This is a genomic window from Rodentibacter caecimuris (assembly GCF_001019715.1).
Classification (GTDB): Bacteria; Pseudomonadota; Gammaproteobacteria; order Enterobacterales; family Pasteurellaceae; genus Rodentibacter; species Rodentibacter caecimuris.
Map to the genome: position 1 here is coordinate 1,085,671 of NZ_BBXJ01000001.1, position 12,397 is coordinate 1,098,067.

Annotated in this window: 15 protein-coding genes and 1 tRNA gene; 5 read left to right on the top strand and 11 right to left on the bottom strand. The window is 37.9% G+C overall.

The features are described from left to right. Positions 1-9 precede the first annotated feature (9 nt). From smrB to PNEUHYL_RS05205, 3 genes are all read left to right on the top strand, one after another. On the top strand, positions 10-513 hold the full coding sequence (smrB, locus tag PNEUHYL_RS05195) for an endonuclease SmrB (protein WP_059366167.1): 504 nt from the start codon (positions 10-12) through the stop codon (positions 511-513). 152 nt (positions 514-665) lie between these two features. Continuing rightward, positions 666-1,001: a hypothetical protein gene (locus PNEUHYL_RS05200; RefSeq protein WP_059366168.1), complete on the top strand. Its 336-nt coding sequence runs from the start codon at positions 666-668 to the stop codon at positions 999-1,001. Positions 1,002-1,005: 4 nt separating this feature from the next. Further along, entirely contained in the window at positions 1,006-1,623 is a 618-nt protein-coding gene (locus tag PNEUHYL_RS05205; protein ID WP_059366169.1) for a hypothetical protein, read from the top strand. Between the two features lie 318 nt (positions 1,624-1,941). On the opposite strand, the gene PNEUHYL_RS05210 is transcribed toward PNEUHYL_RS05205, so the two are convergent. Beyond that, positions 1,942-2,835: a LysR family transcriptional regulator gene (locus PNEUHYL_RS05210; RefSeq protein ID WP_059366170.1), complete on the bottom strand. Its 894-nt coding sequence runs from the start codon at positions 2,833-2,835 to the stop codon at positions 1,942-1,944. 94 nt (positions 2,836-2,929) lie between these two features. On the opposite strand from PNEUHYL_RS05210, the gene topA reads away from it, so the two are divergent. Further along, positions 2,930-5,536, top strand: coding sequence for a type I DNA topoisomerase (gene topA / locus PNEUHYL_RS05215; protein ID WP_059366171.1), 2,607 nt, complete (start codon positions 2,930-2,932; stop codon positions 5,534-5,536). 41 nt (positions 5,537-5,577) lie between these two features. On the opposite strand, the gene PNEUHYL_RS05220 is transcribed toward topA, so the two are convergent. From PNEUHYL_RS05220 to PNEUHYL_RS05230, 3 genes are all read right to left on the bottom strand, one after another. Further along, the gene (locus PNEUHYL_RS05220) at positions 5,578-6,411 is read right to left on the bottom strand and encodes a DUF4198 domain-containing protein (protein WP_059366172.1); all 834 of its coding nucleotides are present in this window, start codon (positions 6,409-6,411) and stop codon (positions 5,578-5,580) included. 170 nt (positions 6,412-6,581) lie between these two features. Then, complete coding sequence (uspE, locus tag PNEUHYL_RS05225) at positions 6,582-7,502, bottom strand: universal stress protein UspE (RefSeq protein WP_059366173.1); 921 nt, start codon at positions 7,500-7,502, stop codon at positions 6,582-6,584. Positions 7,503-7,623: 121 nt separating this feature from the next. Next, positions 7,624-8,397 (bottom strand): FNR family transcription factor, encoded by a 774-nt coding sequence (locus PNEUHYL_RS05230; RefSeq protein WP_059366174.1) that lies wholly within the window; start codon positions 8,395-8,397, stop codon positions 7,624-7,626. 294 nt (positions 8,398-8,691) lie between these two features. Here PNEUHYL_RS05230 and PNEUHYL_RS05235 point away from each other — a divergent pair. Further along, positions 8,692-8,777: transfer RNA gene (locus tag PNEUHYL_RS05235), tRNA-Leu, on the top strand. 32 nt (positions 8,778-8,809) lie between these two features. On the opposite strand, the gene PNEUHYL_RS05240 is transcribed toward PNEUHYL_RS05235, so the two are convergent. From PNEUHYL_RS05240 to PNEUHYL_RS05265, 7 genes are all read right to left on the bottom strand, one after another. Further along, on the bottom strand, positions 8,810-9,874 hold the full coding sequence (locus PNEUHYL_RS05240) for a tyrosine-type recombinase/integrase (protein WP_239690315.1): 1,065 nt from the start codon (positions 9,872-9,874) through the stop codon (positions 8,810-8,812). Then, a complete protein-coding gene (locus PNEUHYL_RS05245) occupies positions 9,775-10,107 on the bottom strand; it encodes a DNA-binding protein (protein ID WP_239690314.1) in 333 nt (110 codons plus the stop codon). Before PNEUHYL_RS05245 ends, PNEUHYL_RS05240 begins: the two co-directional genes overlap by 100 nt. Positions 10,108-10,294: 187 nt before the next feature. Then, positions 10,295-10,483 (bottom strand): DUF551 domain-containing protein, encoded by a 189-nt coding sequence (locus tag PNEUHYL_RS05250; protein WP_059366176.1) that lies wholly within the window; start codon positions 10,481-10,483, stop codon positions 10,295-10,297. A gap of 42 nt (positions 10,484-10,525) precedes the next feature. Then, positions 10,526-10,654, bottom strand: a complete 129-nt coding sequence (locus PNEUHYL_RS13695) for a hypothetical protein (protein WP_255204519.1) — start codon at positions 10,652-10,654, stop codon at positions 10,526-10,528. A gap of 85 nt (positions 10,655-10,739) precedes the next feature. Continuing rightward, positions 10,740-11,363, bottom strand: a complete 624-nt coding sequence (locus tag PNEUHYL_RS13405) for a P22AR C-terminal domain-containing protein (protein ID WP_077663979.1) — start codon at positions 11,361-11,363, stop codon at positions 10,740-10,742. Between the two features lie 263 nt (positions 11,364-11,626). Beyond that, complete coding sequence (locus PNEUHYL_RS05260) at positions 11,627-12,052, bottom strand: hypothetical protein (protein WP_059366177.1); 426 nt, start codon at positions 12,050-12,052, stop codon at positions 11,627-11,629. Beyond that, the gene (locus tag PNEUHYL_RS05265) at positions 12,049-12,240 is read right to left on the bottom strand and encodes a hypothetical protein (RefSeq protein ID WP_059366178.1); all 192 of its coding nucleotides are present in this window, start codon (positions 12,238-12,240) and stop codon (positions 12,049-12,051) included. Before PNEUHYL_RS05265 ends, PNEUHYL_RS05260 begins: the two co-directional genes overlap by 4 nt. Positions 12,241-12,397: the final 157 nt, after the last annotated feature.

Genomic DNA, 12,397 nt, shown 5'->3' on the forward strand with positions numbered 1-12,397 from the left:
TGAGAAAAAATGCAAGACGAATTTGAGTTATTTCGTGCTGAAACGAAAGGTATTAAGCCAATTAAACAAGATACTTTTGTAGCCCCACGTCAAAAGAGTGGTCAAAAAAAGTCTAATTTGCGTGATATTCGTGAAAAAGAGGATACCTTATTTTATTTTTCCGATGAATATGAACCGTTACTCAATGAAAATGACGGGATCGTAAAATACCTTCGTGAGGGTGAGGATTCTCATTTGTTGAAACAATTACGCCGAGGGGATTTTTCTCCTGAACTCTTTTTGGATTTGCACGGTTTAACGCGTGAACAGGCAAAAATGGAACTCGCCGCTTTACTGCTTGCTTGCGAAAATGAGCGTGTGAATTGTGCCAGTATTATGACCGGTTATGGGACTTTCACCTTGAAAAAGCAAATTCCACGCTGGCTTGTTCAACATCCAAAAGTACGCGCGTTACATCAGGCTCCGAGAGAATGGGGTGGCGAAGCGGCAATTTTGATTTTAGTCGATGTGTAGCTTCTTTTTTATGGTAGAAAATCCTAAAAGTGCGGTTAATTTTGAGGTGATTTTTCGGTGAAAGTAGGAAATTATATAGCCGTTACACAAAAAGAGAAAATGTAGCAACCGAATCTTCTTGACCCGCAAATGTTGTTTCAGGGCAATGGTTAGTGGGTTGGCTGGAACAAAATGGATTAGCTAAACGTGGAAGTGGCTTATCTAGAAAAAATCCTGCTATTGCTATTAACAATGATCCATTACATAAATCCATAAATAATTTGCGAAAATATGGACTACATGATTCTGCTACACTTAGAAAGCAATCTGCATTGTCAAATATTAATAAAAATGCTGCTCTTACTAGACGAGCAATAGCTGAAGATTTAGTAGGAAGAGGAATTGATAAACGAGCAGCTAAATCTTTAGCAACTAAATATGTAAATGACCTAAGATCTCAAACCATAGATTTCGTAAAAGCTAATAACATTATTTCTTGTAGAGGGTAAAATTATGAATAACGAATATTACAGCGATGTTGTTGAATATGATCCAAACTATTTAGGGCGTATAGGCGGAAATATTCCAGAGTCACTAATTTCAATGGTAAGTACAGAGTATTATTTTTATGCAACCCTACCATATCCAAACAAAGAAAGAATAATGTTTTCTATTTTTACACCTAAAAATTTTGAAGTAATGAATGATAAAAATATCTACCCTAACTGTTCGATTAAAGTTATAACACATGTATTCAGCCCAGAAAGTCTAGAACCATTATTTAACAATCCAGACCTAACTCGAATGTCTATCACCAATTATAGTACATTAGAAAGTAACTATTATTCTGTACGAGAAGAGAACCAAAAAAATTTTGATTTTGGCGATGACTTTGAAGAGTTAGATGAACCATATCATTCTATTGTTATCGGAAGAAAACCGATACTGATTCAAGAAGATGATATATATACGGATGCCCTCAATAAAGATAATTATGAATTTTTTATGCAAATTGATGAATCAGGAATGCCTAGTGATTTGTTTAGGAAAAATTATATTTTTGGGTATGGTGCATTGTATTTGTATATGAATCCTAAGAAGGAAATTATTGCGGGATTTTGGCAAAACTAATACATGTTCACAAAAAAACAGCTATGCTGTTTGCAGGTTTTAAAACTTTAGTAAAGTAGGCTTAATAAAAAATAATAGTTTTCTAAATATTTTAGAAATGCTACGGTCTCATCCTAACCTACCACTACTGTTTTAGGATGGAATTTTATTTTCAAAATGCTTGTTTTTTTGTTCTTTAAAAATCAACTTGATAACATGTCGTTCAAGCGGTCGAGTTTTTCTAAAATTTAGAAATCTGACCGTTTGCCTTTGCGGAGCTGAACAAAAGCGACAACAAAAATGGACACTCGCCGTGTATTCCTACAAATAAACCCCAAATTAAATTTCAGAACAAAGCCCTAAACTCGCCAAAAAATCAATAAAGGCCCGTACTTTTGCCGGTAAGTGTCGGCGGTTTGGGTACACTATGTGAATTTCCAATTCTTGCTGTTTGTATTCCGGTAAAATTTCCACTAATTCGCCGCTTTCAAAGGCATCAGCTAGAATAAAACGGGGTAAATTCACAATTCCAAGTCCTGCCTTTGCCATATCCAATAGTGCTAGTCCGTTATTGCTCACAACTTTCGATTTAATTTTAAAACGTTGTGTTTGATTTGGTCGTGCACCTTGCCAATTCACTTGATTTAATGTGCTTTTATAAAGTAATCCTTCATGGTGTTCTAAGTCATTAGGGGTTGTAGGCATTCCATATCGCTCAAGATAGCGGGGAGAGGCGGCAAAGTGAATACTGGATGTACTGATTTTACGAGCAACTAAAGAACTATCTTGCATGTAGCCAATGCGTAAAGCAAGGTCGTAGCCCTCAGCAAGGAGATCGATTTTTTTATCATTAAATTCTACTTCAATATGTAAATTAGGATGTGCCGCAATAAACATAGGTAAGTTAGGGGAGATAAATAATAAGCCAAAATCACGCGGTACCGAAATAAGAAGATTGCCTTGCAGACTTGTTGTCATATTGCTGATACTGGCATCAGCTTCATCTAAATCAAGTAAAATACCTTGGCAACGTTGGTAATACATCATACCGGCTTCAGTTGGCATAATTTTTCTTGTGGTACGTTGTAACAAACGGGTTTTTAGATGTTCTTCCAGTTGAGAAACCAATTTACTCGCCATCGCGACAGAAATATTTTGTTGTAATGCTGCTTGAGTAAAACTCTGGGTTTCAACCACCTTACAAAAAATGGAAATCGCATTGAGTTTGTCCATTTATGTTCCTTTTTTCAAAAAATACTTGATTTTGATTACGTAACTTTGCACTATACCGCCAATTTTACAAAATTCCAGTCAATTAGGTAATCAAATGAGTAAATCTTTGGTGATTGTTGAGTCACCGGCAAAAGCAAAAACTATTAATAAATATTTAGGCAGCCAATATGTGGTGAAATCTAGTGTGGGACACATTCGGGATTTACCGACAGTGGGAACAAGTACGGGCGAGAAAGCTAAGCCAATTTCGACCAAAGGAATGAGTGCGGAAGAAAAAGCGAAAATTAAAGCAGAAAAAGAACGTAGCGCTTTAGTTAAACGCATGGGGATTGATCCTTATCACGATTGGAAAGCCAATTATCAAATCCTTCCGGGAAAAGAAAAAGTAGTAGCGGAATTAAAATCGCTGGCAAAGAAAACAGATCATGTCTATCTTGCCACCGATTTGGATAGAGAAGGAGAGGCTATTGCATGGCATTTACGAGAAGTGATTGGCGGTGATGATGACCGTTTTAGCCGTGTAGTATTTAATGAAATCACTAAAAATGCGATTAAACAAGCCTTTGAAAAACCTGAACAATTGAATATGGATCGGGTGAACGCTCAACAAACACGCCGTTTCTTAGACCGTGTGGTGGGTTTTATGGTATCGCCGCTACTCTGGAAAAAGGTTGCACGAGGTTTATCCGCAGGACGTGTGCAATCTGTTGCAGTCAAATTATTAGTGGAACGTGAGCGTGAAATTAAGGCATTTCAACCGGAAGAATATTGGGAAGTAGGCGTTCTCACCCAAACTTTAGGTAAAGAAAATATTAGGTTGGATGTTACCGATTATAAAGGAAAGAAATTTGATCCCAAGAATCAGAAGGATGCTCAAAGTGCGGTTGATTTTCTGAACGTTTCTGATTACGTTGTCACAAATCTAGAAACCAAACCAACCAGTTCACGTCCGCGCGCACCTTTTATTACCTCTACTTTACAGCAAACTGCAAGCACTCGCTTGAGTTTTGGTGTGAAGAAAACCATGATGTTAGCACAGCGTCTTTATGAGGCAGGCTATATTACCTATATGCGTACGGACTCTACAAATTTGAGCCAAGATGCACTCAATATGGCACGTAACCACATTGAAAAACACTTTGGTTTACAATATTTGCCGACAAAACCTAATTTCTATTCGAGCAAAGAAAATGCACAGGAAGCCCATGAGGCAATTCGCCCTTCCGACATAGCCATTTTGCCGGAACATTTGGAAGGAATGGAAAAAGATGCGGTTCGTCTTTACGATTTAATTTGGCGTCAATTTTTAGCCTGTCAAATGCCGCCTGCACAATATGATAGTAGTACGCTTACCGTTACTGCAGGTGACTATACTTTGAAAGCCAAGGGAAGAATTTTACGTTTTGATGGTTGGACAAAAGTACTGCCACAACTGGGGAAAAATCCTGAAGATCAAGAATTGCCTTCAGTTGCTGTTTCAGAGAAATTAACTCTAAAAGAAGTACAACCAAGCCAACATTTTACTAAACCTCCGGCGCGTTTTACCGAAGCTGCGTTGGTAAAAGAGTTGGAAAAACGTGGGATAGGTCGCCCTTCTACCTATGCTACAATTATTTCGACTATTCAAGAGCGTGGCTATGTGAGAACGGAAAATCGTCGTTTTTATGCTGAGAAAATGGGGGAAATAGTTACGGATCGCTTAAATGAATCTTTTGGTGATTTAATGAACTATGATTTTACGGCAAATATGGAAAATGTGCTTGATCAAATCGCCTCCGGTTCTACGAATTGGAAAACAGAATTAAATCAATTTTTTAAAGATTTCTCTAATCAATTATCAAAAGCGGAGTTAGATGAATTAGAAGGCGGTATGCGCCCAAATAGCTTGGTTGAAACAGAGATTAAATGCCCGACATGTGGCAGAAATATGGCAATTCGTACGGCAAGTACCGGTGTATTTTTGGGTTGTACAGGTTATGCTTTACCGATTAAAGAACGCTGCAAAACAACGATTAACTTAATTCCAGAGGCCGAATTGTTGAATGTATTAGATGAATCTTCCGAAACAAAAGCCTTAATGGAACGCAAACGTTGTCCGAAATGTGATACTGCGATGGACAGCTATATTATTGATGCAGAAAGAAAAATTCATATTTGTGGCAATAATCCAAATTGCGACGGCTATTTGATTGAAGAAGGCTCTTTTAAAATAAAAGGGTATGAAGGGCCTGTTGTTGAGTGTGACAAATGTGGTGCGGATATGCACTTGAAATTAGGCCGTTTCGGTAAATATATGGCTTGTACAAAATGCGATAACACTCGCAAAATTTTGAAAAATGGAGAGGTTGCCCCACCAAAAGAAGAGCCGGTACATTTCCCTGAATTGAAATGTGGAAAATCTGATGCTTATTTTGTACTACGTGATGGCGCAAGTGGGGTATTTATGTCTGCCCATAATTTCCCTAAATCACGTGAAACACGTCCGGCAAAAGTAGCTGAATTGGCATTATATCGTGAGCGTTTACCGGAAAAATTGGCTTATCTTGCAGATGCACCACAAAAAGATCCTGAGGGTAATGAAGCCATTATTCGTTTTAGCCGTAAAGAGAAAAAGCAATATGTAACTTCTGAAAAAGAGGGTAAAGCAACAAAATGGATTGTTGATTTTGTTGATGGAAAATGGCTTGAACGGAAAAAATAGAAGAGAAAAAGTGCGGTTAATTTTAACCGCACTTTTTGTTTTTAATGATGATGTTCCGGTTTTGTAGGGAGCTTATCCAAACCTTTTCCTACAGGAAGAATTAAGGTTGAATAATTTGCCGATTGTTGGCAAATATTTTGATCGGCAAATGGCGTTTTATGAACGACTTTAATTTTCCAAATACCGTCAATTAACGGGAGGATATTTATTCGCCCTTGATTATCGGTTTTTCCAGAAAAGCCTTGAGGTTCACGATGGCTTGTTGCTGCCTCTAAATCTTTGACTATAACCGTATCTGCCGTTGCAATCACTGTTTCTCCTGCTAATGGCATATCATTATAGAAAATTTGAACAGGGAAAGCCTCGCCCGATTTTACTTTGCTTGGATCTTTCAACGGGACAATTTCAAGAGGTAATCCTACTCGGGTTAATGCCATTTCTGCATTTAAAGGTTGATTTCCTACAGTAACAAGACTTTTACCAAACATCTGGGTTTGTTCACAGTAAGTTGCATTTGGTGTCCCTTGAATATTATCCATTCTCCAACCTTCAGCGTTTTGTGACCAAAAAGTCGGTTTGTAGGTTGCGGTAACCCAATAAGAACCGGTTTTTAAAGGTTTTTCAGATTGATATTGATAATTTTCACCTTTTTGTATCAAGGTTTGATGCTCACCATCTTGGTTAATAATTTCCATTGGGGCAAAAATATGTAAACGGGCTTCGGGGATTTTTTCAACGTAAGGGTAGTCCCCATAAGCAAGTTCAGCTTTTAAAATATCCTCTGCTTTTAACTGCTGAGGTGCGGATACCCAAACTTCGTGAGCTTGTACACTACCGACAAAAAGGGCTAATCCTAAGATCAGATTTTTTTTCATTATTCTCTCCTTTAAATGAAAATCATTCTCTAAAACTGGGTAGGGGAATATAGAAGAAAAGTAAAGGATGATCGAGTTGTTTTTTTTAAATTTGTGACAAAGATCACAAAAAGTGCGGTCATTTAAAAAATTATTTTTATAGCCACACTTTTTTGTAATTAAGCTTCTTTTTATTTGGAGGGTTTGATAGCAAGTAAATTGCAATTTAATTTGCTGATAACATGCTCTGCAGTATTACCAAGTAATGCGGCGGACAAACCGGTGCGACCGACTGTTCCGAGAATTACAAGTTCAGCTTCAATTTTTTGTGCCACTTCTGGGATGACGTCCTCAGGAAAACCCTCATGTACATGAGTATGATCTTCATCAATACCGAATTTTTGGCGCAATGCTTTCATATTAATTAAATGCTGTCCACGAACGCCATTTTCATAGCCCTGAGTATTAAATTCAGGTAAATCAATTGCCATATTAATTGGCGTGATAGGATAGGCGGCAACAAGATGAACGTTACCACGGTTTAGTCTTTCAGCGAGAGAAATCCCGGTTGATACCAGTTCTTGATTAAATTCATCTTGATAGTCCTGCTCACCGGATACGTTTACAGCAATAAGAATTCGGCGCTGATGTTTCCAATTACCATCACGAACCATAAGAACGGGAACGGGACATTTGCGTAATAGTTGCCAATCCACCGGAGTAAAGATAAGAGAGGTTAAACTTTCCTCATCTTTAGTATATTTAACAACCAAATCATATTGGTTTTTTTCAACTTCTTCACGAATACCTTCTGCTTCATTGCTATTCCAAACAATGTGAGAGTCAAATTCAATTTGCGGATCAGCATATTTATCCAGATAAAATTGAACGGCTTGACGATGTTGCTCTATGGCTGTCTTGTGCATTTCTTCACGTTCTTCAGAAGATAACAAGGCAGTCATTTCATAGGATAAATCATAAACGGTTAATAATGTTGTAATCTTGATTTTTTCAATACTTTCTTGTTCTTTTACAAGACGAACAGCACGAGCAAGGGCATATTGTTTTTCATTATCCGGATTAAGAACAACTAAGATATTTTTAAATTTCATTACTACCTCCTTGGATTACTTCTCATAGCATAAAAAAGAATTTGTAATATGACAAGAAAAGAACCCTAAAAAACTGATCTGGTGCAAATAAATTAAGTAACGTGAAAATCACGCCCAACTTTTATTCAGCCATTGTGATTTTTGTTTTATTTATCCCGGAAAGCTCAATTAATTCATTGATATTATTTATAATAATGTATTTTCCTTGTACAGAAAGTACATCTAATTTTTGGAATCGACCTAAGAGACGGCTGATTGTTTCAACAGTTAAACCAAGATAGTTACCAATATCACCACGAGTCATCGTTAAACGAAATTCTTTTGCCGAAAAACCACGGGCAGAGTAGCGCTTAGAAAGGTTATGGATAAATGCGGCAAGGCGTTCTTCCGCATTCATTTTAGAAAGTAATAAAATCATTTCTTGGTCTCTTTTGATTTCACTACTCATTAAACGGATTATCTGATGACGAAGTTTAGGCATTTTTCCTGAAAGTTCGTCTAAAATATCAAAAGGTATCTCACATACCATAGAGGTTTCTAAGGCTTGTGCAAAACTAGGATGCTTCATATTTGTAATCGCATCAAAGCCTACTACATCGCCGGGCAAATGAAAAGAGGTTATTTGTTCTTCACCTGTTTCACTAACTGTATAACTTTTAATCGTTCCGGAACGGATTGCATAAATGGAATTCAGCTTATCACCAGCTTTAAATAATATTTGCGATTTTTGAATGGGCTTTTTTCGTTCAATGATATTGTCTAATTGATTAAGTTCGTGTTCATTTAATGTGAAAGGAATACAAAGTTGGCTAATACTGCAGTCCTGGCAATGAATAGCTCCACTTATTGATTGAGCACGGCATCCAGCCTTAGTTTCTGAAACGAAATTTCTCATTTAACCCTCAGATTTTTTTTAATAATAGTGTAAAATTGATCTAGCTCAAAGATTTTAACACTAAATAGGGATTTTCAGAAGATGGCAGCAGAAAAATTAACGAAGAAAAGGTTGGTTCAAATTTTAGTGGCATTATGTATTCTGGGAAGCGCATTTGTTTGGCGATATTTTTTATCCTAAACATATAGTAATAACGCTAAAAGAAGTTTGCTTAATTTTAAATCAAATAAATTAAAAAATTGAGTTTTTACTTGCGAGCGGATTTTATATGCGTATAATCTCCCTCGTACCTAAGCCTGGGTGGCGAAATTGGTAGACGCAGCGGATTCAAAATCCGCCGGTGAATAACCGTGTCGGTTCGAGTCCGACCCTAGGCACCAAATTTAAAAAAAAGTCGTAAGTTATTGATAAATCAATGGTTTACGGCTTTTTTATTTGTGCTTTTTTCGTTTATTTCGTCATTTTCTGCGGTGATTTTTGAAGTGTCGATCGCAGAGTTTGACGTAAATTTGACGTGGTTTGCGTATCTCAACAAATGGTCAGCGTTGAGATGTGCATAACGTTTTACCATTTCCAAGGTTTCCCAACCCCCCAAATCTTTTAGCACCATCAATGGGGTGCCATTTTGAACATGCCAGCTCGCCCAGGTGTGACGCAAATCATGGAAACGGAAATTCTCAATTTTGCACCGTTTGAGTGCGCGTTTGAAATCGTAGGCATCAATTTCGCTGATTCGTTTTCCTTTTCCACGGTGAAAGACATAAGGTGAAATACGCTCAAATGTTCGCCTTTTCAAAATAGCCATTGCTTCGCCGCCTAATAACAAAGATCTTGCTTTGCCTGATTTGGCAATATCGCTTGTTACAATGGCTACTTGTCTTTCTATGTCAATTTTATCCCATGTTAATGTGAGGATCTCACTCGCTCTTGCGCCGGTGGCGAGAGCAAATGCGCAGACATCTTTCATCCATTCCAGTTGTAATGCATTGATTAAGCTTTGCGCTTTTGTTTGGCTTATCCATCGTACTCTTATTTTAGGTTCTCTGTTGCGTGGAATGTGCGGTATGCTATCAATCCAACCTGCTTTTTGTGCAAGGGATAGTACACGCATAATAGAGGAGCGGTAACGATTTTGGGTGGAAGGAGAAATTGGCTCTTTTGTGCCTGTTTTGTGAGTGGGGAGGGCGTTTAGAATATCATCGGTTGTTAAAGAGCTAAGTAGCCGTCCTGATAATGCCTCACGCCAATATTCCACATGGCGGATTTTAGTGGTGAAATCCTTTTGCCCTTGTGAAATCTCGAGGAAACGAATTAACGCCTCTTCGATTGTTCTTTCCGGCTTTTTGTTGAGTTTTTCAACTTGCCAAAGTTCGTGTTTTAACTTGTCGTGATATTCTTGCGCGAGCCTTTTTTCAGTTGTTTTAGCAGAGCATCTAATTCTTTCTCCGCTCGGTGTGGCAATATCGATTTGCCATATCCCGTTTTTTGATTTTCTGATCGACATTTTCTTTTCTCCGAATCGCCGACCTGTATATCTCGGCATAAATTATTCTTCTTTTTCTTACTTTGTTCAAGAACTGATTTTTCTACAAGCCAAATCTTTGAAGATTTCATTTGAAAAAATCCCCATTCTTTTTTACGGGCAAAAACAGTAGAGTAGCTTAAATTCAGTAGTTTTGCCGCTTGCTTGACTGTTAATGTCTGCTCCATATTTTCTCCACTACTTCAAAATATCCGGCACCTCAACAACTTTTAGCTGTTCAGGTGTCTTGTCTTTGTACTTAAGATAATAGTTGACGATCTCGGTCGCTTGCTCTTCCGTTACAGTTCTATGAGTTTCTTGGACCACCGTCCAAATATGTCTATATTGGCATTCAAGCACGACGTATCGTGTTAATTATTTGGGCTGTTCCGGCAAAGGTTGCCAGTATGTTACGTTTGCATAAGAGTTACTTGGAAAGGTGAACCACTTATCATTAACTCTTTCTGCAACAAAAATACATAAATGATTGCAGCATAAAACTTGTTGAAAATTATCCGGCAATCTATCCTCAACACTGATCCAGCCGTTATTGTTTTCACTCATTTTTTAAGTCCTCTTTGTTTGTTAATTTCATTATTTGTTTTCCTAAAAAGCCTGTTCAATTCTATGTATAGGTGCCATTTTTCCGTCATAATCATTACCAAGTTCTAAGTGCCACGCCAAGCTGATAAATACCAACGCTATCAGTGTAATTTTTACCTTTCTAATGCTCATTTTCTGTTCCTTTTGCTGAATCTAAGGTGCAAGAAACCGCCACACGATTTTCACGGGGAAAAGTGCGGTCGGTTTTGGTTGGGTTTTATTGTTTAATCAGGTTGATTGCCCGTGTCCAATTCAGACGGTCCGATTGCTTAAACGGGGCAATCAAGCGTTGAATGGTTGGGAGTGTGGCTTTGTATTGCCGTTGATATTCGTGATGATGACTAATGACTATGCCGGTAAAGCGTGAACCAATGGCATCTAACGGATCAATCATATCGCCCAAAAGTGTGTTCATTTGGCGATGTCCGCACCATAGCCAAACAAGTTGCTCAAGCTCATACTCGGTAAATTCAAAAGTGAATTTCTTTTCCGGCTCGGGTAGGGCGAGTTGTTTTGGTTGGTTTTTATTTATCAAGATCTTTTCAATTTGTTCATCGCACCAAATGGCAAATTCGACATTTAACCAACGAGCAAATGGAACAGCGAGACGGCGGTGTAGCCAAGTGCCACCATTTACGCCACGAGTGGTTTTTAAAATGCGGGATTTTTCCGTATTTAAATTTTTGCAAAGTAAATCAATATATTCTTGAGTGCTATCTAGACGTAGCCATTCGTTAGGAAGTTTATTGAAATGTTTTGCAATAGCAGTTGCATTGAGATATGCGTCATCTTGGAAGAAAACTTGAGTGCCGTTGTAATCGGCGGTGATGATATTTGTCATTTTGACTCTCCACTTGATATTTTCGATAATTCACCATTTTTCGACAAATGGTGCCGAGAGGTTCGAAAGCCTTCAAGTGGTTAGGCTGGACGTATTTCCCTTGCGGGTATTGTATTAGTCGCCCTCTCGACTTAACGAGATTTCGGCATAAAAAAAGACCGCACTTTGGCGATCCGTTTACTACCGCCACTTGAAAAAGGTTTCGACACCTTAGGCGGATAGTAAAACAAAACCCCGTGGATTGCAACGGGGTTTTTGAAAATTTATTCATCTTCGTTTCGTCTTTGTTGTTGTTCCAGCACAACCGATTTACCTTTTCCAAAACCAGCAAAGTATCCAGCCGTTAATGCACCACCTATTTTCAACACTTCAAGAGCAAACTCCGTATTTCCTGTGTTCATTGCATAGAGAATAATGATCATTACTAATACAGCAATGAGTGCAATGATATACAATTTTCCTTTTTGCAAGGCAGAAAAAATATTTCCGTGATTTAAATCGGTTTGTTGTTTGGCTTCAATCGATCTTTCTGCCAGTCGTTCGTTTGCCTGAATTTCTTCGCGACGCAAAGCTAATTCTTCACGTTTCAGCATAATTTCCTGCTGTTGAAGATGTACAAACTCTTTCATAAAATGCTCTTCTTCAAGCATTTCACTAGGCAAATTTTCTTGTTCTTGCTCGTTTTTCATCGTGCTACCAATACAGGCGTTTTATAAGTAATCTGAAATTTACCGTAACCGGAAGAACCGATAGTTGGCGGGATAAATCTTACTGACTCAATGTTGTTATTCACTGAGTTTCTTTTCGCTTCATTTAAGTACTGGCGGGCTGAAACGTTGCGAACCTTTGTTGGCATAAGCAATTTCGTTTTAGTCATAATAAATACCTTTGGTTGTGCGAAAATCCCTTGTGAAATAGGGTTTCTATGAAAAGAGCCACTTAATGCGACTTGCTGACATTCTGTTGAAAGTGGGTTTAGTTTAGTCTGAATTGGGGGCAGTGTCAAATTTTTCAAAAGCAAAACCACTTATTAA

Bases quoted from the DNA above. Each gene is read 5' to 3' on its own strand.
- PNEUHYL_RS05230 (WP_059366174.1), bottom strand. From the start codon at position 8,397: ATGAGAAATTTCGTTTCAGAAACTAAGGCTGGATGCCGTGCTCAATCA.
- PNEUHYL_RS05250 (WP_059366176.1), bottom strand. From the start codon at position 10,483: ATGAGTGAAAACAATAACGGCTGGATCAGTGTTGAGGATAGATTGCCG.
- PNEUHYL_RS05210 (WP_059366170.1), bottom strand. From the start codon at position 2,835: ATGGACAAACTCAATGCGATTTCCATTTTTTGTAAGGTGGTTGAAACC.
- PNEUHYL_RS05265 (WP_059366178.1), bottom strand. From the start codon at position 12,240: ATGACTAAAACGAAATTGCTTATGCCAACAAAGGTTCGCAACGTTTCA.
- PNEUHYL_RS05260 (WP_059366177.1), bottom strand. From the start codon at position 12,052: ATGAAAAACGAGCAAGAACAAGAAAATTTGCCTAGTGAAATGCTTGAA.
- smrB (WP_059366167.1), top strand. From the start codon at position 10: ATGCAAGACGAATTTGAGTTATTTCGTGCTGAAACGAAAGGTATTAAG.
- PNEUHYL_RS05220 (WP_059366172.1), bottom strand. From the start codon at position 6,411: ATGAAAAAAAATCTGATCTTAGGATTAGCCCTTTTTGTCGGTAGTGTA.
- PNEUHYL_RS05205 (WP_059366169.1), top strand. From the start codon at position 1,006: ATGAATAACGAATATTACAGCGATGTTGTTGAATATGATCCAAACTAT.
- PNEUHYL_RS13695 (WP_255204519.1), bottom strand. From the start codon at position 10,654: ATGAGCATTAGAAAGGTAAAAATTACACTGATAGCGTTGGTATTTATC.
- PNEUHYL_RS05245 (WP_239690314.1), bottom strand. From the start codon at position 10,107: ATGGAGCAGACATTAACAGTCAAGCAAGCGGCAAAACTACTGAATTTA.
- uspE (WP_059366173.1), bottom strand. From the start codon at position 7,502: ATGAAATTTAAAAATATCTTAGTTGTTCTTAATCCGGATAATGAAAAA.
- PNEUHYL_RS13405 (WP_077663979.1), bottom strand. From the start codon at position 11,363: ATGACAAATATCATCACCGCCGATTACAACGGCACTCAAGTTTTCTTC.
- topA (WP_059366171.1), top strand. From the start codon at position 2,930: ATGAGTAAATCTTTGGTGATTGTTGAGTCACCGGCAAAAGCAAAAACT.